This window comes from Streptomyces sp. DS1-CR2 (assembly GCF_055760475.1).
On sequence record NZ_CM147085.1, the window covers coordinates 2,579,636 to 2,601,698 of the forward strand.

Below are 22,063 nucleotides of genomic sequence, written 5' to 3' on the forward strand. Positions count from 1 at the left end.
GGTGGGCCGTTCTTGTGGCCGGGCGACGAACCCTGGCCGGGTGTGCGGGCTGCCGCACGGTGTCACGCGCGACCGGCACCAGAGGGCGGGCGCGCCACGGCGCCCGCCCAGTCGTCCGGTCGGGGACAGTGGGGCGGGCGCCGTGTTCAGTTCCGTACGCCTTTGTACGGGACGTCTTTTGAGGGGCCGTCAGGCCACCGTCGTGTCGGTCAGACGGTCAGGGAGCGGTCCGTCGGGCGGATCGGGGCCGGCAGTTCGCTGGCACCGGTCAGGAAGCGGTCGACCCCGCGGGCGGCCGAGCGGCCCTCCGCGATGGCCCACACGATGAGCGACTGGCCGCGGCCCGCGTCACCGGCGACGAAGACGCCGGGGACGTTGGTCTGGAACTCGTCGTCGCGCGCCACGTTGCCGCGGGCGTCGAGGTCCAGGGCGAACTGGGAGACGAGGCCGTTGTCCTGGTCCGTGCCCGTGAAACCCATCGCGAGCGTGACGAGCTGGGCGGGGATCTTTCGCTCCGTGCCCGGCTTCTGCGTCAGCTTGCCGTCGACGAACTCCACCTCGATGAGGTGCAGGTGCTGGACGTTGCCGTCCTCGTCGCCCTCGAAGTGGGTGGTCGAGACGGAGTAGACCCGCTCGCCGCCCTCCTCGTGCGCGGACGTCACCTTGTAGAGCATGGGGAACGTCGGCCAGGGCTGGCCCGCATTCCGCTCCTCGCCGGGCCGCGGCATGATCTCCAGCTGCGTGACCGAGGCCGCGCCCTGCCGGTGGGCGGTGCCCACGCAGTCCGCGCCGGTGTCGCCGCCGCCGATGACGACGACGTGCTTGCCCTCGGCGGAGACGGGCGTGGTGACGTAGTCGCCCTCCTGGACCTTGTTGGCCAGGGGCAGGTACTCCATCGCCTGGTAGACGCCCTTGAGCTCACGCCCCGGGACCGGCAGGTCGCGTGCGGTCGTGGCACCGGCGGCGATGACCACGGCGTCGTAGCGCTTGCGCAGCTTCGCGGCGTCTATGTCGCGGCCGATCTCCACGCCCGTACGGAACTTGGTGCCCTCCGCGCGCATCTGCTCGATGCGGCGGTTGATGTGGCGCTTCTCCATCTTGAACTCGGGGATGCCGTAGCGGAGCAGGCCGCCGATGCGGTCGGCGCGCTCGTAGACGGCGACCGTGTGACCGGCCCGCGTCAGCTGCTGGGCGGCGGCGAGGCCCGCCGGGCCCGAGCCGATGACGGCGACGGTCTTGCCGGAGAGGCGCTCCGGGGCCTGGGGCGCGACATCGCCGCGGTCCCACGCCTGGTCGATGATCGAGACCTCGACGTTCTTGATGGTGACTGCCGGCTGGTTGATGCCGAGCACGCACGCCGACTCACAGGGCGCCGGGCAGAGGCGGCCGGTGAACTCCGGGAAGTTGTTGGTGGCGTGCAGCCGCTCCTGCGCCGCCGACCAGTCCTCGCGGTACGCGTAGTCGTTCCACTCGGGGATCAGGTTCCCGAGCGGACAGCCGTTGTGGCAGAACGGGATGCCGCAGTCCATGCAGCGGGACGCCTGCTTGCTGATGATGGGGAGCAGGGAGCCGGGAACGTAGACCTCGTTCCAGTCCCGCACGCGCTCGCCGACCGGACGGGTCTTGGCGACCTCGCGGCCATGGTTGAGAAAGCCCTTGGGATCAGCCATTGGTCGCCGCCTCCATCATCTTCTCGGTGGTCTCGGACTCGGAGAGTCCGGCTCGCTCGGCGGCGTCCTTGGCGGCGAGCACTGCCTTGTACGTGCTGGGGATGATCTTGCTGAAGCGGTCCACCGCCGCCGGCCACTCCGCGAGGAGCTTTTCGGCGACCGTCGAGCCGGTCTCCTCCGCGTGGCGGCGCACGACGTCGTGCAGCCACTGCTTGTCGGTGTCGTCGAGGGGCTCGACGGCCGACAGGTTCCCGGAGTTGACGTTGTCGCGGTCCAGGTCGATGACGTACGCGATGCCGCCGGACATGCCGGCCGCGAAGTTGCGTCCGGTCTCGCCGAGGACGACCGCGCGGCCACCGGTCATGTACTCGCAGCCGTGGTCGCCCACACCCTCCGAGACGACCGTCGCACCCGAGTTGCGGACGCAGAAGCGCTCGCCGGTGCGGCCGCGCAGGAACAGCTCGCCGCCCGTCGCACCGTACGCGATCGTGTTGCCCGCGATCGTGGAGTACTCGGCGAGGTGGTCGGCGCCGCGGTCCGGGCGGACCACGATGCGGCCGCCGGACAGGCCCTTGCCGACGTAGTCGTTGGCGTCGCCCTCCAGGCGCAGGGTCACACCGCGCGGCACGAACGCGCCGAACGACTGGCCCGCGGAGCCGGTGAAGGTGATGTCGATGGTGTCGTCGGGCAGGCCCGCGCCACCGAACTTCTTCGTCACCTCGTGGCCGAGCATGGTGCCGACCGTGCGGTTGATGTTGCGGATCGCGACCTGGGCGCGGACCGGCTGGGCGTCGGCCTGGGCGTTCGCGTCGAGCGCGTCGGCGGCCAGCTTGATCAGCTCGTTGTCCAGGGCCTTCTCCAGGCCGTGGTCCTGAGTGATCACCTGGTGGCGCACCGCGCCCTCGGGCAGCTCGGGGACGTAGAAGAGGGGCTCGAGGTCGAGGCCCTGCGCCTTCCAGTGGTCCACGGCCCGCTCGGTGTCGAGGAGTTCGGCGTGGCCGACGGCCTCCTCGATGGTGCGGAAGCCGAGCTCGGCGAGCAGCTCGCGGACCTCTTCGGCGATGAACTGGAAGAAGTTCACGATGTACTCGGCCTTGCCGGAGAACCGCTCGCGCAGAACGGGGTTCTGCGTGGCGATGCCGACCGGGCAGGTGTCCAGGTGGCAGACACGCATCATGACGCAGCCGGAGACGACGAGCGGCGCGGTCGCGAAACCGAACTCCTCGGCGCCGAGCAGCGCGGCGATGACGACGTCGCGGCCGGTCTTCAGCTGGCCGTCGGTCTGGACGACGATGCGGTCGCGCAGGCCGTTGAGCAGCAGGGTCTGCTGGGTCTCGGCGAGACCGAGCTCCCAGGGACCGCCGGCGTGCTTGAGGGAGGTGAGCGGGGATGCGCCCGTACCGCCGTCGTGGCCGGAGATGAGCACCACGTCGGCATGCGCCTTGGAGACACCCGCGGCGACCGTGCCGACGCCGACCTCGGAGACCAGCTTCACGTGAATCCGCGCCTGCGGGTTCGCGTTCTTGAGGTCGTGGATCAGCTGGGCCAGGTCCTCGATGGAGTAGATGTCGTGGTGCGGCGGCGGCGAGATGAGGCCGACACCCGGCGTCGAGTGACGCGTCTTGGCGACCCACGGGTAGACCTTGTGGCCGGGCAGCTGGCCGCCCTCGCCGGGCTTGGCGCCCTGCGCCATCTTGATCTGGATGTCGTCCGCGTTGACCAGGTACTCGCTCGTGACACCGAAGCGGCCGGAGGCGACCTGCTTGATGCTGGAGCGGCGCGCCGGGTCGTACAGACGGTCCGCGTCCTCGCCGCCCTCACCGGTGTTGGACTTGGCGCCCAGCTGGTTCATGGCGATGGCGAGGGTCTCGTGCGCCTCCTTGGAGATGGAGCCGTACGACATGGCGCCCGTGGAGAACCGCTTGACGATCTCGCTGACCGGCTCGACCTCGTCGATGGAGATCGCTTCACGGTCGCTCTTGAAGCCGAAGAGGCCGCGCAGCGTCATCAGACGCTCCGACTGCTCGTTCACACGGCCCGTGTACTTCTTGAAGATGTCGTAGCGGCGGCCCCGCGTCGCGTGCTGGAGGCGGAAGACCGTCTCCGGGTCGAACAGGTGCGGCTCGCCCTCGCGGCGCCACTGGTACTCGCCGCCGATGTCGAGGGCGCGGTGCGCGGGCGCGATGCCGCTCGCCGGGTACGCCTTCGCGTGGCGGGCGGCGACCTCCTGGGCGATGACGTCGAGACCGGCGCCGCCGATCTTCGTCGCCGTGCCGTTGAAGTACTTCTCGACGAAGGCCTCGTCGAGGCCGACGGCCTCGAAGACCTGGGCGCCGCGGTAGGAGGCGACGGTCGAGATGCCCATCTTGGACATGACCTTGAGGACGCCCTTACCGAGCGCGTAGATCAGGTTACGGATCGCCTGCTCGGCCTCGATGCCGGGCAGGAACGTACCCGCGCGGACCAGGTCCTCGACGGACTCCATCGCCAGGTACGGGTTGACGGCCGCGGCGCCGAAGCCGATGAGGAGGGCCACGTGGTGGACCTCGCGCACATCGCCCGCCTCGACGAGCAGGCCCACCTCGGTGCGCTGCTTCGTACGGATGAGGTGGTGGTGGACGGCCGCGGTGAGCAGGAGCGACGGGATCGGCGCGTGCTCGGCGTCGGAGTGCCGGTCGGAGAGCACGATCAGGCGGGCGCCGGCCTCTATGGCGGCGTCGGCCTCGGCGCAGATCTCCTCGATGCGGGCGGCGAGCGCGTCGCCGCCGCCGGAGACCCGGTACAGGCCGGACAGGGTCGCGGCCTTCATGCCGGGCATGTCGCCGTCGGCGTTGATGTGGATGAGCTTGGCCAGCTCGTCGTTGTCGATCACCGGGAAGGGCAGGGTGACCGAACGGCAGGAGGCCGCGCCCGGCTCGAGCAGGTTGCCCTGCGGGCCGAGGGTGGAGCGCAGCGAGGTGACCAGCTCCTCGCGGATGGCGTCCAGCGGCGGGTTCGTGACCTGCGCGAACAGCTGGGTGAAGTAGTCGAAGATCAGCCGCGGGCGGGCGGAGAGCGCCGCGATCGGCGAGTCCGTGCCCATGGAGCCGAGCGGCTCACCGCCGGTCTTGGCCATCGGCGTGAGGATGACGCGCAGCTCTTCCTCGGTGTAGCCGAAGGTCTGCTGGCGGCGGGTGACCGAGGCGTGGGTGTGGACGATGTGCTCGCGCTCGGGGAGGTCCTCGAGCTCGATCTCACCGGCCTCCAGCCACTCGGCGTACGGCTGCTCGCCGGCCAGGCCGGCCTTGATCTCGTCGTCCTCGATGATGCGGTGCTCGGCGGTGTCGACGAGGAACATCTTGCCGGGCTGGAGGCGGCCCTTGCGGACGACCTTCGCGGGGTCGATGTCGAGGACGCCGACCTCGGAGCCGAGGACGACGAGGCCCTCGTCGGTGACCCAGTAGCGGCCGGGGCGCAGACCGTTGCGGTCGAGAACGGCACCCACCTGCGTACCGTCCGTGAAGGTCACGCACGCCGGGCCGTCCCAGGGCTCCATCATCGCGGAGTGGAACTGGTAGAAGGCGCGGCGGTCGGCCGCCATGGAGGCGTGGTTCTCCCAGGCCTCCGGGATCATCATCAGGACGCTGTGCGGCAGGGAGCGGCCGCCGAGGTGCAGCAGTTCGAGCACCTCGTCGAAGGAGGCCGAGTCCGAGGCGTCGGGCGTGCAGACGGGGAAGATCCGCGACAGGTCCTCGGCGCCGAACAGGTCGGAGGCGAGCTGCGACTCGCGCGCCTTCATCCAGTTCCGGTTGCCCTTGACCGTGTTGATCTCACCGTTGTGCGCGACGAAGCGGTACGGGTGCGCGAGCGGCCAGCTCGGGAAGGTGTTCGTGGAGAACCGCGAGTGGACGAGCGCGATCGCAGATGCGAATCGGCGGTCCGACAGGTCGGGGAAGAAGGGCTCCAGCTGGCCGGTGGTCAGCATGCCCTTGTAGACGATGGTGCGGGCGGAGAGCGACGGGAAGTACACGCCGGCCTCGCGCTCGGCGCGCTTGCGCAGGACGAAGGCCTTGCGGTCGAGCGCGATGCCCCGACAAGAAGCAGTGGTGCCGTCGGCGTCCGCGACGAAGATCTGACGGAAGGCCGGCATCGTCGAGCGGGCGGTGGCGCCGAGGAGCTGCGGGGCGACCGGCACCTCGCGCCAGCCGAGGACGGTGAGGCCCTCCGCGGCGGCGATCGTCTCGATCTGTGAGACGGCGGCGGCGTTGTCGGCCTCGTCGACGGGCAGGAAGGCGATGCCGACCGCGTACGCGCCGGCGTCGGGCAGATCGAAGGAGACCGCGGCACGCAGGAAGGCGTCCGGGACCTGGGACAGGATGCCCGCTCCGTCACCCGAGTCGGGCTCGGAACCGGTGGCACCTCGGTGCTCCAGGTTGCGCAGAACCGTGAGCGCCTGTTCGACCAGCGCGTGGCTCGCCTCGCCGGTGAGGGTGGCCACGAAGCCGACGCCGCAGGCGTCGTGCTCGTTGCGGGGGTCGTACATGCCCTGGGCGGCAGGGCGAGCATCCATGAACGGCTGGTTCATGGAGTGCTGGGACGGCTGGCGCGGCGTGCGCATCGGCTCTCCCGTCGTCGATTTTCGTGGCATATGACATCTGCCGAGGGACGACGTTGGCCCTCTGCTGGGGGTGCAAATTTCGAACAAGTTACATGATGGATCGGTTCTCGGGAACCGGACACTATGTTCCAACATGCGGACACCGCGGTGGCGGTGGGTGCCGCTCCCGGTGACGGAGCGGCGGCGTCATAGGGGACCTTCACGGGCAGATCGATGTCCGCGGGTCCATGAGCGAGGCGGGCGTCATTGCCCGCAGCGCTTACGGCTCATGCCCCGCCGTTAAGCAATCGAAACCGCCGAGTAACGGCTACTTATACAGAGGCCTGTATAGCCATCACTGGGTCGTCATCCTACGGCCGTACCGAACAGGTTGCCCAGGAGATACGTCACACCCGCCGCGGCGCCACCGAGAGCCAGCTGGCGCACCCCGCTGAACCACCAGGACCGCGCCGTCACCTTGGCCACGATCGCCCCACAGGCGAAGAGGCCGATGAGCGCGAGCAGGACCGCGGGCCACAGGGCGCTCGCACCCAGCAGATAGGGCAGCAGCGGAAGCAGGGCGCCGAGCGCGAAGGACCCGAAGGAGGAGACGGCGGCGACCGTCGGCGACGGCAGGTCGCCCGGGTCGATGCCCAGCTCCTCGCGCGCGTGGATCTCAAGAGCCTGCTCGGGGTCCTTCGAGAGCTGGCGCGCGACTTCGCGGGCGAGGTCGGGCTCCACGCCGCGCGACATGTAGAGGTCGGCGAGCTCCCGCTCCTCGTCCGCGGGGTGCTTCCTCAACTCCCGTCGCTCGACGTCGAGTTCGGCCTCGACCAGCTCGCGCTGGGAGGCGACGGAGGTGTACTCGCCGGCGGCCATGGAGAAGGCGCCTGCGGCCAGGCCGGAGAGCCCCGTGATGATGATCGTCTGCTGCGACACGGCGCCGCCCGCGACACCGGTCATCAGGGCGAGGTTCGAGACGAGCCCGTCCATCGCGCCGAACACCGCGGGGCGCAGCCAGCCACCGTTGACGTCGCGGTGCGTGTGGTTGTCGCGGTGCGCGTCGTGCAGCGTCGCTTCGGTCTCGATGATGGCCATCCCGCCCAGTGCTCCTCTCGTACGGAGCCGATGCCACGCAGCGTTCCCGCGGGCCCGGACTCCCCCCTCAACAGCTTCGAAAGTACGCACGGATTCGGGCTCCCGCCAGCAAGGAAGGCCGTACTTACCAGGGCTTTCGACCGCTTTGCCCACCCGCTCGAACGGCCCTCGCCGTCACCCGAGAGATGGATCACATGATCGGAGCGTTGACGGACGGGGGAAACATCGCCGCAACACCTGTAAACGTTTCCACATGCGGTGAGGAGCGAACCCATGTCTCCGGTGCCGGGCGGCGGCCAGCCGACGATCGTGTCGATCGCGCGGCGGGCCGGGGTCTCCATCGCCTCGGTCTCCCGCGTCCTCAACGGTCTGGGCGCGCGGCGGGAGACCGTCGAACGGGTGGAGCGCGCCGCGTCGGAGCTCGGCTACGTACCCAACGCCGTGGCCCGCTCCCTCAAGGACGGCAGGACCCGGCAGCTCACGTTCGCGCTGCCGGACATCGGCAATCCGGCCTACGTGGCGATGGTCCGCGCCGTCCAGGGCGTCACCAAGAACCATGGCTACCGCCTGCTCCTGCACTCCACGGACGCGGTCGTCGACGACGAACTGGCCGTCCTGCGCAGCCTCGGCGACCGCACCAGCGACGGCCTGATCATCTGCCCCATCCGCATCACCGACGACCACATCGAGGCGCTGACCTGCGCGGCGGGCCCCGTCGTGGTCATGGGATCCCTGCCGTCCGGGGTGCCCGTGGACAGCGTCCGCGCCGACTCGGTGACGGGCGCGGCCCTGGCCGTACGCCATTTGCACGACACCGGCCGCCGCCGCATCGCGTTCATCAACGGCCCCTCCGACACGGTCCCCGGCCAGAGCCGCGAGGAGGGCTACCGCGCGGCTCTCGCCGAGTGCGGACTCGTATACGACGACACGCTGGTCGTCGAGACCGGATTCGGCATCGAGGCGGGGGCCCGGGCTGCCGCGGAACTGCTCGCCCGGCGCCCCGACGCCGTCTTCTGCGCCAACGACCAGCTGGCGCTCGGCGCGGCCCGCGCGCTGCACTCGCGGGGCCTGCGCATACCGCAGGACGTAGCGGTCGCGGGGATGGACGACAGCGTGCTCGCCCGATCCGTGTGGCCCCCGCTGACCAGCGTCGACCTGGGCTCGACAGAACGCGGGCGGCGAGCGGCCGAACTCCTGGTGGAACGCCTGGACGGCACGGCCCCGACCCCCCGCGGCACCACGGCCACGGCACCACCCCGCCTGGTGGTCCGCGCATCCACAGCACCGACCGAGAACCACGAGGTCCACATGAGCGCCCACCGCACCTCGCAGAGCCCGAACACGCCATGAGCGTCAGCCTCGGCCCCGGTCCTTCGGCGGGCGCGGAAGGTCCGCGAAGGCTCGGCACGGTCCCGCACCGCCAGCCGCCTGCCACGATCTCCCTGCGGGACCGTGCCCGCGGAGCGCTGCTCGGCCTCGCGGTGGGCGACGCGCTCGGCGCGCCCGCGGAGAACATGAAGCCGTCGCAGATCCGCGAACGATGGGGCCGTATCGAGGGGTTCGTCTCGCCGGACCCGGCGGGCACGGACGACACCGAGTACGCGATCTTCTCCGGCCTCCTCCTGGCGGAGCACGGTTCGGCGCTCACCGTGGGACATGTCGAGGCGGCCTGGCACACATGGATCGCCGACCGCGACGAGGGCCCGTTCCGAGGCGCGGGCTTCAGCGAGAGAGGAACCCTGGAGAACCTGCGCCGGGGCCTGGCGGCACCCATCTCGGCGCAGCACCGCCACGCGTGGAGCGACGGACTGGCCATGCGGGCGGCCCCGTTCGGGGTGTACGCGGCGGGCCGCCCGGCGGAGGCGGCACGCCTCGTAGCGGTGGACGGCACGGTGTCGCACGACGGGGAGGGCATCCACGGAGGCCGGGCGGTGGCGGCCGGGGTCGCGGCGGCCATGGTGAGCCACAACCCGGACACAGTCGTCCAGGCAGCCCTGTCCGTGGTCCCCGAGGACTCCTGGACAGCGCGCTCCCTGCACCGCGCGGTGGCGGCGGCCCGCAGCGCCCGCCGCGACGCCGAGGGCACGCAACTCTCCATGGAGCGAGCGGTACGCCGGGCCGTGGTGGTCGGCGGCTACCCCTGGCCGGACCTGGCCCCGGAGGCGGTGGGCCTGGCCTTCGGAGCGTTCGCGGCGGCCCGGGGCGAGTTCAGGGAGTCGGTCCTGATGGCGGTGAACATGGGCCGCGACGCGGACACGACGGCCGCGGTGGCGGGCGCCCTGGCCGGCGCGCTTCGCGGCGAACGAACGATCCCCGCCGACTGGGCGACGACCATCGGCCCGGTCCGGGGCAGCTGCCTCCCGTCGATGAAGGGACGTCACATCCTGGACATCGCCGGCAGATTGACCCCCACACCGCCCCTCCCGCCCAAACCGCCACACCGTGACCCCCGCACCCATCCACGTACAAGCACTCAGGGCCCCCGGCCCCAGAACAGCGGCACCCGCGACCGAACGGAAGGGGCCGGGCCGGTATGTCCGCCCGGAGCCGGCACACACAACTGACGCCTACGAGATCCAACGCCGAACCATCCAAGCGAGGACGGACATACCGGCCCGGCCCCGCACCCCCCACCGGCGCGAGCAGGAGCACCCGACAAGGGGCACCCGCCCCCAGAGAGGCCAGCACAACATGCCGCCACCAACCGTCACCGCCCAGACAACCCCCCGCACCACCGGAACCCCCACCACCCCCCACCGGATCGAGGGCCTCCTACTGGGCATCGCCGCAGGCGACGCCGCGGGCTGGCCCTCAGGCAGACACCGCGCGGCCCGCCTCCCCGACTGGACCCGCCGCCTGACCCGAGAACTGGACACGTTCGCGGAGCAGAACGCGACGACGACACTCCCCGTACCGATCGCGCTGAACCAACCCCCGGAACCCCTGCGCCTGGGCCCGTCGGACGACGCGGAGTGGGCGGCGTTCACGGCGGCGTCGATCCTGAACGCCACCGAGGCGGGAGCCCGAAGCACGAACGTTCCCCCGGACGAACACGTACGCGCGGCACTGGCCCTCGCCTGGAACACCCTCGCCGCCGAGGTGGCCGAAGCAACGGCCCGAGCGGACGAGATCGAGTCGGCGCGCATGCCGATGCGGGCACGCATCTCCGTAAGAGCGGGCCTGGGCAACCTGGCGGCGGGCCTGAGCCCCCCGGCCACAGGACACGACAACCCGCACTACTTCGACGACGCGGCCTGTGTACGCGCCGCGGTACTGGCCGTGGTCCACCCGGGCGACCCCGAACTGGCCGCGGAACTGGCGGAGTTCGACGCCCGCTACACCCAGGACGGCGACGGAGTCCACGGCGCGAGAGCGATGGCGGCAGCCGTAGCGGCAGCGCTGGGCGGCGCCCCGGTCGACGCCTGCGTGGACGCGGCGCTGGCCCAGCTGCCCGAGGGCACCGAGATCCGCCGCAACGCGCTGCAGGCGGTGGACCTGGCGCGAAGGGCGGCCGCGGCCCGCCCGGGCCTGCCGGGAAACGCGTTCGCGCTGGTCCCGGTCCTGGAGCACGAGATCGTCGACCACGTCTACAGCTACGGCATCGCGGCAGCGGAAACGGTCCCGGTGGCCCTGGCCGTGGCGACCGCGGCCGCCGGCGACGTGACGGAGGCGGTGCCCACGGCGGCGTGCCTCTCGCGGGTGGCGGACTCGGCCCCGGCGCTGGCGGGCGCGCTGACGGGCGCGATCGGCGGAGCCGACACGCTCCCGGCGAGCTGGCGGGACGCCTGCCGCAGGCTCGCGGGCTGCGCGCTGCCGCGCCTGGCAGGAACGGACCTCGTAGCCATCGCAGCAGACCTGACCAGGGCAACCACACCGAAAGGCGCCCGATGACAACCCCCACAACAGCCGGCCCCACACCTGCCCGCACTCAGAACTCAGCCTCAACCCCCTTCTCCCTGGAGGACCGCACCACAGGAGCCCTCGTGGGCGCGGCGGTGGGCGACGCGCTGGGCGGCCCCGTGGAGGGCTGGACGCCGGAGGCGATCGCGGAGCGCCACGGCGGCCGGGTCCGCGGCATCGTGGAGCCGTTCCACAAGGACGACTGGCGTACGGCGCGCCCGATCGCCCCGTACCACAAGGGCGACGGTCACGTCACGGACGACACCTTGATGACGCACGCGCTGATCAGGGTCTACGAGAACGTACGGGACCACCTGGACGCGTACGCGGTCGCGGACCACCTCGTCCCCGACCTGATCACCAACACGCGCTGGATCCCGGAGCTGGAGGCGGAGGCGCTCCCGCTGCAACGGATCTTCCTGGCGGAGAAGTGGATCGTGGCGCGCATCCACTACGGCCATGTCGATCCGCGCGAGGCGGGCGTGGGCAACATCGTGAACTGCGGCGCGGCGATGTACATGGCTCCGGTCGGAGCGGTGAACGCGGGCAACCCGGCCAAGGCGTACGAGGAGGCGCTGGACGTGGCGGGCGCGCACCAGTCGTCGTACGGCAGGGAGGCGGCGGGCGTCTTCGCGGCAGCGGTGGCCGCGGCGTTCAGGCCGGGCGCGACGCCGGAGTCGGTGGTGGAGGACGCGCTGGCGCTCGCGAAGGACGGCACGAGGTCGGCGATCGAAGCGGTATGCGAAGTGGCGCGCGACTACACGGACTTCGAGGACGCGCTGGGACCGCTGCGCGAGGCGATCACACCCTTCGACACGGTAGGCCCGGATTACCGCAAGCCGTCACTCGGGGCGCGCCGCCCGTCCCGCCTCCACGCGATCGAGGAGCTGCCGATCGCGCTCGGGATGCTCCTGGTCGGCCGGGGCGACTTCCGTCACACGGTCCTCGGTTCGGTCAACTACGGCCGGGACTGCGACTCGATCGCGACGATGAGCGGAGCGATCGTGGGCGCGCTGTACGGGGAGCCGGCGGTGCCGCGGGAGTGGAGCGGGGAGGTGGCCCGCGCGAGCAGGCTCGACCTGTACACGCCGGCGGCCTCACTGGCCCGGGTCGCGCGTGAGGTCTTCGCAAAGGACATGACCCGCCGCCGGTCCCACGAGGCGGCGTTCGCAGAGCTCACCGCCACCGCGGGGTCGTGATGCTGCGCCTCACCTGGGTCCAGCCCGAGGACCTGCTCGGCCACGAGCTGCGCCAGGCGGCACAGGAGGGCCGCAACGCAAGCGGGGTGGAGCGCCGCTGGCGCGAGGCAGGAGGCCACCCGCCCCCCGAGCGCGCGGGAGCGTCACCACCGCCCCAGGACCCGAAGCTGCGATCCCTGGCACGGCACCTCCTGGACGAACTGGCCTCGGCACAGAGCCCGTTGAGGGCACTTGAGCCGACATCCTTGCCGGAAATCAAACAGCTGACCCCCCACCCGGCCCGTCCGGCGCTTGAGGACAAGGAACGCGGGGGCCTGGGGGCAGCGCCCCCAGAGACCCCCGAAGCGAAAAGCCTGCACGCATCCTGGCTGGGCAGAGCCGTCGGCTGCCTCCTCGGCAAACCCGTCGAGAAACTCCCCCTGCGCGGCATCCGGGCGATCGCGAAATCCACGTCCAACTGGCCCCTGAACACCTGGTTCACGCAGCGGAACCTCCCGCAGGACGTGGCGGAGCGCTACCCCTGGAATCGCCGCTCCCGCCCCACCTCCCTCGCCGAGAACATCGACGGCATGCCCGAGGACGACGACCTCAACTACCCGCTCCTCGGCCTGCTCCTGCTCCAGCGCCACGGCGCCGGCTTCACCACCGCGGACGTGGCGCGGCTCTGGCTCGACGCGTTGCCGGCGGGCCGCACGTTCACCGCGGAGCGCGTCGCGTACCGCAATCTCCTGGACGGCATCGAGCCCCCGGACACGGCCGTGCACCACAACCCGTTCCGGGAGTGGATCGGCGCCCAGATCCGTGCGGACATCTTCGGCTGGACGAACCCGGGCGACCCCGTCAGAGCAGCCGAACTGGCGCACAGGGACGCGACGTTGACGCACACGGCGAACGGCGTCTACGGCGAGATGTTCGTAGCGGCGGCCATCGCCCACGCATCAGCGCCTTCGGGCACGGCCCCCACCATCCGGGCAACCCTCGACGCGGCCCTCTCCGTCATCCCGCCCGACTCCCGCTACGCCCAAGCGATCCACTTCGGCATCGAGACGGCCCGCGCCGAACCCACCGGCACCCCGGCGGGCTTCGCATCAGTCGTCGACACGCTCCACGCCCGTTACGCCCACGACCACCACTGGGTGCACGTCCTGCCCAACGCGGCGCTGCTCGCCGCCGCGCTCACCCACGCCGACGGCGACTTCACGGGGTCCATCTGCCGTGCGGTGTCGGGTGGCTGGGACACCGACTCCAACGGCGCGACGGCCGGTTCGATCGCCGGACTCCTCGCCGGCTCCCCCGACGCGATCGACGACCGCTGGACCGCCCCGCTCAAGAACCGTCTGTCGACCTCGGTCGCCGACTTCGACGGGATCGGCTTCGACGAACTGGCCAGGCTCACTCTGGAGGCCCGCACATGAAATCCCCTACGCCCGACACCCCCGCCCCCCTGCAAGGCCTACGCGTACTCGACCTCGCCACCCTCTTCGCCGGCCCCCTCGCCGCCACCATGCTGGGCGACTTCGGCGCCGACGTGATCAAGGTCGAGCACCCCCGTAAACCGGACCCGTCCCGTGGCCACGGTCCGTCGAAGGACGGCGTCGGCCTGTGGTGGAAGCTCCTCGGCCGCAACAAGCGGAACATCACGCTCGACCTCTCCACGCGGGGCGGGCGCGAGATCCTCCTCAAGCTGGTCGCGGACGCCGACGTCCTGATCGAGAACTTCCGCCCCGGCACCCTGGAGAAGTGGAACCTCGGCTGGGAGGAGCTGAGCGCCGTCAACCCGCGCCTGGTGCTCACCCGCGTCACCGGCTTCGGCCAGTTCGGACCGTACTCGCACCGCCCCGGCTTCGGCACGCTCGCCGAGGCGATGAGCGGCTTCTCGGCGCTCACGGGCGAGCCCGACGGCCCCCCGACGCTCCCCCCGTTCGGCCTCGCGGACTCGATCGCCGCCCTCTCCACGTCGTACGCGGTGATGGCCGCGCTCCAGGGCCGCGAGCGGACGGGCCGGGGCCAGGTCGTCGACATGGCGATCATCGAGCCGATGCTGACCGTCATCGGCCCGCAGCCCATCTGGTACGACCAGCTCGGCTACGTTCAGCCGCGCACGGGGAACCGCTCCACGAACAACGCCCCGCGTAACACGTACCGTACGAGCGACGACAAGTGGGTGGCGGTCTCCACGTCCGCCCAGTCGATCGCCGAGCGCGTGATGCGCCTGGTCGGCCGCCCCGAGCTGATCGACGAGCCGTGGTTCGAGACGGGGTCGGGCCGCGCGGGCCACGCCGACGAACTCGACGCTGCGGTCGGCTCCTGGATCGCCCGGCACTCGCGGGACGACGTCCTCGCGGCCTTCGAGAAGGCGGAGGCCGCCATCGCCCCCGTCTTCGACATCCGCGACGTGATGGAGGACGAGCAGTACCGGGCACTCGACTCGATCACCGAGGTGCCCGACCCCGAGCTGGGCACCGTCAAGATGCAGAACGTGCTGTTCCGCCTCTCCGAGACCCCCGGCGCGATCAAGTGGGCCGGCCGCCCCCACGGCGCCGACACGGACGAGATCCTCACGGGCCTCGGTCTCTCCCTCTCGGAGATCACCGCCCTCCGCGAAGCGGGCGCGCTGTGACCGCCCAGTCCTACGAGACCTTCCTGACCTGGCTCTACGCCCCGGGAGACCGGCCGGAGGTCGTGGCGAAGGCGCTCGACTCGGGCGCCGACGTGGTCCTGATCGACCTGGAGGACGCGGTCGCCCCCGACCGCAAGACGTACGCCCTCGACGCGACCGCCGAGCTCCTCGCCGAGAAGCACCCGGTGCCGGTGCACGTGAGGGTCAACGCGCTGGACCTCCCGCGCGCCGAGTGCGAGGTCAGACGCCTCACCCCGCTCCCCGGCCTCGGCGCCCTGCGCCTCCCCAAGGTCCACGGCCCCGCCGACCTGGACCGCGTATCGGACTGGTCGGTCGAGGTGCCGCCCCTGTACGCCCTCCTGGAGTCGGCGCTCGGCGTCGAGCACGCGTACGAGATCGCCCGGCATCCCGGCGTACGCGGCATCGCGCTGGGCGAGTCGGATCTGCGGGCGGAGCTCGGCCTGGCGAACGGCGAGGGTCTGGCGTGGCCACGGGGGCGGGCGGTGGTCGCCGCGCGCGCCGCGGCGCTGCCCCCGCCGCCGCAGTCCGTCTATCCGGACATCCGCGACACGGTGGGCCTGGCCCGCTCCTGCTCGCAGGGCCGGGCGCTCGGTTTCTTCGGCCGCATGGCGATCCACCCCCGCCAGCTTCCCGTCATCGAGGCGACGTTCCTGCCGACGGCGGCGGAGGTCGACGCGGCGACGGAGGTCGTCGGCGCCGCCTCCACGGAGGCGGGGGCCCTGGCCCTGCCCGACGGCCGCTTCGTCGACGCGGCGATCGTCTCCGACGCGCGCCGGGTCCTTGCGCTGGCGTCGCGCCGCCGCGGGGGCTGACCCGGACAGAGCGACGGGGGCGCCGGATCGATGCGATCCGGCGCCCCCGTCGACGTACGGGTGGTGAGGCTCAGCTAGCTCTTCCCGGCCTTGGTCGCCCCTGACTCGCCGTTGGCCTCGTCCTTGGGATCGGCGTCGTCGTCCTTGTCCTCAGCCTTGTCCTTGGCATCGGCATCGGCATCGTCACCGGCGCCCGGCTCCACGACCGTCTCGCGCCCAGGGCGGATCTTCGCCGAGATCACGATGTAGATCACCGCGAGCAGGAAGACACCCATCGCGGTCCAGTCGTTGAGCCGCAGGCCGAGGATGTGGTGCGCGTCGTCGACGCGCATGTACTCGATCCAGAAGCGACCTACGCAGTACGCGGCGACGTAGAGCGCGAAGGCGCGCCCGTGGCCGAGCTTGAAGCGGCGGTCCGCCCAGATGACGAGCAGCGCGACACCGATGCACCACAGAGACTCGTACAGGAAGGTCGGGTGGTACGTGCCCGGCACGCGCCCGTCCGCCGACGACGTGATCTTCAGGGCCCACGGCAGGTCGGTGGGCTTGCCGTACAGCTCCTGGTTGAACCAGTTGCCCCAGCGGCCGATGGCCTGCGCGACGGCGATGCCGGGTGCGATGGCGTCGGCGTAGGCCGGGAGCGGGATGCCGCGCCTGCGGCACCCGATCCACGCGCCCACCGCGCCGAGCGCGATGGCACCCCAGATCCCGAGGCCGCCCTCCCAGATCTTGAAGGCGTCCACCCAGTCGCGGCCCTCGCTGAAGTACAGCTCGTAGTCCGTGATCACGTGGTAGAGCCGGCCGCCGACGAGGCCGAACGGCACGGCCCAGACCGCGATGTCGGCCACGGTGCCGGACCGCCCGCCGCGGGCGATCCAGCGCTTGTTGCCGAGCCAGACGGCCACGAAGACGCCGATGATGATGCAGAACGCGTAGCCGCGCAGCGGAATGGGTCCGAGATAGACCACTCCGTGTGACGGGCTGGGGATGAAGGCAAGAGTCATGGCGATGCCGACGCTACCGTGCCGGGCCGTGGCGGCGGCAACCAGCCCGGCTACGGGTCCATAACGAGACCCCCGCGTCTCCTGCCGCTCCTACGACTTGTCGGCCGCCTGCACCATCTGCTTCAGCTTCGCGGGGGTCAGCGGGTTGGCCTGGTCGCCGAGCACGTTCTTCCCGTTCAGGAGCACTGTCGGCGTGCCCTGGAAGCCGCCGGCCTGGAACGCCTGGTCCGACTTCTTGACCCAGCTGTCATGGCTGCCGTCATCGACACACTTCTTGAAGTCCGGCGTCACGAGGCCGCCGACCTTGCCGGCGAGCTCGATCAGCTTGCCGTTGTCCGCGAAGGCGTCGTCGGTCTCCGGCGGCTGGTTCTCGTAGAGGACGTCGTGGTACGGGGGGAACTTCCCGGCGTCCTGGGCGCACGCCGCCGCGTTCGCCGCGCGCAGGGAGCCGCTGCCGCCCATGTTCTTGTCGATGAGTGTGGCCAGGTGGTACTCGACCTTGAGCTGCCCGGAGTCGGTCAGCTCGTGGATCGTCGTGCGGTAGGTGTCCTCGAAGGCCTTGCACGCCGGGCAGCGGAAGTCCTCCCACACCGTGAGCGTCGACTTCGCGCTGTCCTTGCCGACCGGGATCGCGAGGCTGTCCTTGCCGACCGCGCCCTGGGGGACCACGACGGGACCCGAGGCGTCGCTCTTGTCGTCGCCGGAATTCGCCGCGATCACCCCGATCACGGCGGCGAGCGCGAGGACGCCCACGACGGCGCCCCCCACGATCACGCCCCTGCGGCGCCTGTCCTTGGTTCTCTGCTTCTCGCGCTCCTCCGCCAGCCGGTCACGGGCGGTGCGCTTTCCGTCACGGTTCTTCTCGCTCACACCCGCCAAACGAACCGGGGAGGCACCAGCGTGCCTCCCCGGCCCCAGGTCCACCCATACGGGTTACGACGCGATGGGTGACGACGCGACGGGTCACGCCTTGGCGCGCACTCCGTCCGCGAGGTCCGCCGCGAGCGCCCGCACGGCGGCGAGGCCGACGGCTGTGTCGTTTGCGCCCTCCGCGTCGAGCATCAGCTTCACGAACGCCGAGCCGACGATGACCCCGTCGGCGAACCCGGCGACCTCGGCCGCCTGCTTCGCGTTCGAGACGCCGAGGCCGACGCAGACCGGCAGGTCGGTGGTGGCCTTGGTGCGGCGCACGAGGTCCTGGGCCTGGTTGCCTACGGACTCGCGGGTGCCGGTGACACCCATCAGGGAGGCGGCGTACACGAACCCGGAGCCCGCGGCGGTGATCGTCGCGAGGCGCTCGTCCTTGCTGCTGGGGGCGACGACGAAGACGGTCCCGAGGCCGTGCTTGTCCGCGTGCTCCCTCCAGGTCGCCGACTCCTGGACGGGCAGGTCGGGCAGGATGCAGCCCGCGCCGCCCGCCTCCGCCAGCTCGGCGGTGAACCGCTCGATGCCGTACCGGTCGATGGGGTTCCAGTACGTCATGACGAGGACCGGCTTGCCGGTCGCCGCGTGGGCCTCGCGGACCGTGCGCATCACGTCGGCGATCCGGACGCCGCCGCGCAGCGCGATGTCGTCCGCGGTCTGGATGACGGGACCGTCGAGGACCGGGTCGCTGTGCGGCAGTCCGACCTCCACGACGTCGGCGCCGCCGTCGAAGACGGCCTTGACAGCCTCGATGCCGCCGTCCACGGTCGGGAACCCGGCCGGGAGGTAGGCGATGAGGGCGGCGCGGCCCTCGGCGCGCGCGGCGGCGAGGGTGTCGTTCAACAGCTGGATGTTGCCGCTCACTTGGCGTCTCCCTCGATCTCCGCGCCGGTCCCGGCCGCGTCCGCCGCGACCGCGGCGTCGGTGTCGTACAGGCCGAAGTAGCGGGCGGCCGTGTCCATGTCCTTGTCACCGCGCCCGGACAGGTTGACGATCATCAGCCCGTCCTTGCCGAGCTCCTTGCCGGCCTCGATGGCGCCGGCGAGCGCGTGGGCGCTCTCGATGGCCGGGATGATGCCCTCGGTGCGCGAGAGCAGGCGCAGGGCCTGCATGGCGGCGTCGTCGGTGACCGCGCGGTACTCGGCGCGGCCGCTGTCCTTGAGGTAGGCGTGCTCGGGGCCGATGCCCGGGTAGTCGAGGCCCGCCGAGATCGAGTACGGCTCGGTGATCTGGCCCTCGTCGTCCTGGAGGACGTACGACCGTGAGCCGTGCAGGATGCCGGGCTCGCCCGCGCTCAGCGTGGCCGCGTGCTCGCCGGTGTCGAGGCCGTGGCCGGCCGGCTCGCAGCCGATGAGGCGCACACCGGCGTCGGGGATGAAGGCGTGGAAGAGGCCGATGGCGTTCGAGCCGCCGCCGACGCAGGCCACGGCCGCGTCGGGCAGGCGTCCGGCGCGCTCCAGGATCTGGCGGCGGGCCTCGACGCCGATGACGCGGTGGAAGTCGCGGACCATCGCCGGGAAGGGGTGGGGTCCCGCTACGGTCCCGAAGAGGTAGTGCGTGCGGTCGACGTTGGCGACCCAGTCGCGGAACGCCTCGTTAATGGCGTCCTTGAGGGTGCGGCTGCCGGACTTCACGGCGACGACCTCGGCGCCGAGCATCCGCATGCGCGCCACGTTGAGCGCCTGGCGCTCGGTGTCGATCTCGCCCATGTAGATGGTGCACTCGAGGCCGAAGAGCGCGCAGGCGGTGGCGGTCGCCACGCCGTGCTGGCCCGCGCCGGTCTCGGCGATGACGCGGGTCTTGCCCATGCGCTTGGTGAGGAGCGCCTGGCCGAGCACATTGTTGATCTTGTGCGAGCCGGTGTGGTTGAGGTCCTCGCGCTTGAGGAACATCCGGACGCCACCGGCGTGCTCGGCGAACCGGGGCACCTCGGTGAGGGAGCTGGGCCGTCCCGTGTAGTTGACGAGCAGGTCGTCGAGCTCGGCGGCGAAGGCCGGGTCGTTCTTGGCCTTGTCGTACTCGACAGCAACCTCGTCGACGGCGGCGACGAGCGCCTCCGGGATGAACTTGCCGCCGAACGCGCCGAAGTACCCCTCGGCGGTGGGGACTTGACCCTCGGGGTCGGGAATGAAGAACTCGCTGCTGGACATGGGTGACCTGTCTGTCTGGGTCTGACGAGTGCGATGGGGTCGGGCACTGCCCCCTACCCGTTGTGGGCAGGCGTCCCGCACCGCGGGACGGATGGGCACAACCCCCGGTGCCGGGTGCCGGCGTCGGGGGCCTCGGTGGGCGCTAGTCGCGCCCGCACCATCGCATCCCGTTGACCTGACCCGGCTCGTCGCCGATGACATAGCGCACCCGGCGCCCGTGCACACGCCGCGCCGGCGCCCGGCAGCCGCGAGGGCGGCAGCCGGGCGCGAGGCGGGTGGCAATGGGCATCGGGGAGGTCAGCTCCTGCCGTGGCGCAGCGCCGGGTGGGCGCCCGCGGCAACGAGGTCGGAGACCGCGGTGCGCGGGTCGCGGCCGGTCACGAGGGACTCGCCCACGAGGACGGCGTCCGCGCCCGCGTTGGCGTACGCGATCAGGTCGTGCGGACCGCGCACGCCCGACTCGGCAATCTTGACGATGTGGTCGGGGATCTCCGGGGCGACCTGCTGGAACGTGTCGCGGTCGACCTTGAGCGTCTTGAGGTTGCGCGCGTTCACGCCGATGATGCGGGCGCCCGCGTCCACGGCGCGCTCGACCTCGTCCTCGTCGTGCACCTCGACGATCGGCGTGAGCCCGATGGACTCCGCGCGCTCGATGAGCGACTCGAGGGCGGGCTGCTCCAGGGCGGCCACGATCAGCAGCGCGAGGTCGGCGCCGTACGCCCTGGCCTCCCACAGCTGGTACGAGGTGACGATGAAGTCCTTGCGCAGGATCGGGATGTCGACCTTGGCGCGCACGGCCTCCAGGTCGGCGAGCGAACCGCCGAAGCGGCGCTGCTCGGTCAGTACGGAGATGACGGCGGCGCCGCCCGCCTCGTAGTCGGCGGCGAGGCCGGCCGGGTCCGCGATCGCGGCGAGCGCGCCCTTGGACGGGCTCGAGCGCTTGACCTCGCAGATCACCTTGACGCCGTCGCCGCGCAGGGCGGCCACTCCGTCCTTGGCGGCGGGTGCCTTGGCCGCGCGCTCCTTGAGCTCGTCGAGGCTGACGTGCGCCTGCCGCTCCGCGAGGTCGGCACGGACTCCGTCGATGATCTCGTCGAGCACACTCACGCGAGCGGCCCCCTTCCTGACGGTGGAGCGGTGGAAGCTGATTGCCCAGAGGGCAATCCACTGTTCACAGCGATGATATCCGGAGGAGGGCGAAGGCTCCGCATCCGGTTGACGCCGGTCCCACTACCTGGACAAATACTGTTGATCAAGGATGGAGCCAGCCACCCAGGGGCAGGTTCCGGACAACCGTGAAGACAACGACCACGGCGCCCACGGCCCACAGCTGGGGGCGTCCGAGATCGATCCGTACCGGCCGTCCCCGTACCACCCGTACGGCCCATACGACCCACAGGACGGCGAAGACGGCGTAGCCCGCGACAGCGAGCGCGTTGTCCCCGAGAGCGGCCGTGAGATCGCCGTGCACGAGCGCGTGGGCGCTGCGCAGGCCGCCGCACCCGGGGCAGTAGATCCCCGTGTAGTGGAGCAGCGGGCAGGCGGGGTAGTGGCCCGGCTCGTTCGGGTCGACGGACCCGACATACGCGAAGCCCGCGCCGACCGCGGCGAGGACGCCCAGAGGGACGGCCAGTCGCCGCAGTGAACCGCCGGCGCTGCCGGCGCCGCTGGTCAGGGTGGCCGCGGAGGTGTCCGTTTCGGCGTTCACCCGTGAATTGTGCAACGGGCCTGCCGGGTCCGCCCGTCGGCGGCGCAGAACACACGAGAGGCGGCCCGCCACCAGGTGCCGGGCCGCCTCTCGCGACGTGGACGAGGCTCAGGCCTCCACGGCGACGGCCTCGGGCGAGACGGCCGGCAGCGACTGCGGCTTCGGCTTGCCGAGACCCGCGGCGCTCATGGCGCCGCCGACGACCGCGGCGACGGCGAGCAGGGCCATGCCCGCCCAGAAGCCGACGGGGTCGCCCATCACCATGAAGGCGCCCGCGACGCAGAAACCGATGAAGGCGATGATGACACCGGTCCAGGCGGCCGGGGTGTGTCCGTGGCTGCTGTCCGCCATGGTTGCTCCTCGTTGCTCAATGCGTGGCTG

18 protein-coding genes are annotated in these 22,063 nt (G+C 71.4%); 7 read left to right on the top strand and 11 right to left on the bottom strand.

Features of this window, described 5'->3' with window-relative positions; translation table 11 throughout:
• Positions 1–209 precede the first annotated feature (209 nt).
• The 3 genes from ACY0PA_RS12740 to ACY0PA_RS12750 form a co-directional block, all read right to left on the bottom strand.
• A complete protein-coding gene (locus ACY0PA_RS12740; protein WP_473084728.1) occupies positions 210–1,670 on the bottom strand; it encodes a glutamate synthase subunit beta in 1,461 nt (486 codons plus the stop codon).
• A complete protein-coding gene (gene gltB, locus ACY0PA_RS12745; RefSeq protein WP_473084729.1) occupies positions 1,663–6,267 on the bottom strand; it encodes a glutamate synthase large subunit in 4,605 nt (1,534 codons plus the stop codon). The genes ACY0PA_RS12740 and gltB overlap by 8 nt, the downstream gene beginning before the upstream one ends.
• A 345-nt stretch (positions 6,268–6,612) precedes the next feature.
• Complete coding sequence (locus ACY0PA_RS12750; protein ID WP_384680302.1) at positions 6,613–7,344, bottom strand: VIT1/CCC1 transporter family protein; 732 nt, start codon at positions 7,342–7,344, stop codon at positions 6,613–6,615.
• Between the two features lie 273 nt (positions 7,345–7,617).
• On the opposite strand from ACY0PA_RS12750, the gene ACY0PA_RS12755 reads away from it, so the two are divergent.
• From ACY0PA_RS12755 to ACY0PA_RS12785, 7 genes are all read left to right on the top strand, one after another.
• Positions 7,618–8,694, top strand: coding sequence for a LacI family DNA-binding transcriptional regulator (locus ACY0PA_RS12755; protein WP_473084730.1), 1,077 nt, complete (start codon positions 7,618–7,620; stop codon positions 8,692–8,694).
• Positions 8,691–9,908 (top strand): ADP-ribosylglycohydrolase family protein, encoded by a 1,218-nt coding sequence (locus tag ACY0PA_RS12760; protein WP_473084731.1) that lies wholly within the window; start codon positions 8,691–8,693, stop codon positions 9,906–9,908. Before ACY0PA_RS12755 ends, ACY0PA_RS12760 begins: the two co-directional genes overlap by 4 nt.
• Positions 9,909–10,035: 127 nt before the next feature.
• The gene (locus ACY0PA_RS12765; RefSeq protein WP_473084732.1) at positions 10,036–11,235 is read left to right on the top strand and encodes an ADP-ribosylglycohydrolase family protein; all 1,200 of its coding nucleotides are present in this window, start codon (positions 10,036–10,038) and stop codon (positions 11,233–11,235) included.
• Positions 11,232–12,443, top strand: a complete 1,212-nt coding sequence (locus ACY0PA_RS12770; RefSeq protein ID WP_473084733.1) for an ADP-ribosylglycohydrolase family protein — start codon at positions 11,232–11,234, stop codon at positions 12,441–12,443. Before ACY0PA_RS12765 ends, ACY0PA_RS12770 begins: the two co-directional genes overlap by 4 nt.
• Positions 12,443–13,858 (top strand): ADP-ribosylglycohydrolase family protein, encoded by a 1,416-nt coding sequence (locus ACY0PA_RS12775; RefSeq protein ID WP_473084734.1) that lies wholly within the window; start codon positions 12,443–12,445, stop codon positions 13,856–13,858. Before ACY0PA_RS12770 ends, ACY0PA_RS12775 begins: the two co-directional genes overlap by 1 nt.
• Entirely contained in the window at positions 13,855–15,063 is a 1,209-nt protein-coding gene (locus ACY0PA_RS12780; protein WP_473084735.1) for a CaiB/BaiF CoA transferase family protein, read from the top strand. The genes ACY0PA_RS12775 and ACY0PA_RS12780 overlap by 4 nt, the downstream gene beginning before the upstream one ends.
• On the top strand, positions 15,060–15,896 hold the full coding sequence (locus ACY0PA_RS12785) for an HpcH/HpaI aldolase/citrate lyase family protein (protein ID WP_473084736.1): 837 nt from the start codon (positions 15,060–15,062) through the stop codon (positions 15,894–15,896). The genes ACY0PA_RS12780 and ACY0PA_RS12785 overlap by 4 nt, the downstream gene beginning before the upstream one ends.
• Before the next feature lie 74 nt (positions 15,897–15,970).
• Here ACY0PA_RS12785 and lgt read toward each other — a convergent pair whose 3' ends face one another.
• The 8 genes from lgt to ACY0PA_RS12825 all read right to left on the bottom strand — a co-directional run bounded on the left by lgt (position 15,971) and on the right by ACY0PA_RS12825 (position 22,033).
• Positions 15,971–16,900, bottom strand: a complete 930-nt coding sequence (gene lgt / locus ACY0PA_RS12790; RefSeq protein WP_473084737.1) for a prolipoprotein diacylglyceryl transferase — start codon at positions 16,898–16,900, stop codon at positions 15,971–15,973.
• Positions 16,901–16,990: 90 nt separating this feature from the next.
• Complete coding sequence (locus ACY0PA_RS12795; protein ID WP_473084738.1) at positions 16,991–17,770, bottom strand: DsbA family protein; 780 nt, start codon at positions 17,768–17,770, stop codon at positions 16,991–16,993.
• Between the two features lie 93 nt (positions 17,771–17,863).
• Complete coding sequence (gene trpA, locus ACY0PA_RS12800) at positions 17,864–18,688, bottom strand: tryptophan synthase subunit alpha (RefSeq protein ID WP_473084739.1); 825 nt, start codon at positions 18,686–18,688, stop codon at positions 17,864–17,866.
• The gene (gene trpB / locus ACY0PA_RS12805) at positions 18,685–19,974 is read right to left on the bottom strand and encodes a tryptophan synthase subunit beta (protein ID WP_473084740.1); all 1,290 of its coding nucleotides are present in this window, start codon (positions 19,972–19,974) and stop codon (positions 18,685–18,687) included. Before trpB ends, trpA begins: the two co-directional genes overlap by 4 nt.
• A gap of 142 nt (positions 19,975–20,116) precedes the next feature.
• Entirely contained in the window at positions 20,117–20,263 is a 147-nt protein-coding gene (trpM, locus tag ACY0PA_RS12810; RefSeq protein WP_473084741.1) for a tryptophan biosynthesis modulator TrpM, read from the bottom strand.
• A gap of 8 nt (positions 20,264–20,271) precedes the next feature.
• The gene (gene trpC, locus ACY0PA_RS12815) at positions 20,272–21,081 is read right to left on the bottom strand and encodes an indole-3-glycerol phosphate synthase TrpC (protein WP_266669554.1); all 810 of its coding nucleotides are present in this window, start codon (positions 21,079–21,081) and stop codon (positions 20,272–20,274) included.
• Positions 21,082–21,226: 145 nt separating this feature from the next.
• Positions 21,227–21,682, bottom strand: coding sequence for a DUF2752 domain-containing protein (locus tag ACY0PA_RS12820; RefSeq protein WP_473084742.1), 456 nt, complete (start codon positions 21,680–21,682; stop codon positions 21,227–21,229).
• Positions 21,683–21,790: 108 nt separating this feature from the next.
• Entirely contained in the window at positions 21,791–22,033 is a 243-nt protein-coding gene (locus ACY0PA_RS12825) for an HGxxPAAW family protein (RefSeq protein WP_329574166.1), read from the bottom strand.
• Between the last annotated feature and the right edge of the window lie 30 nt (positions 22,034–22,063).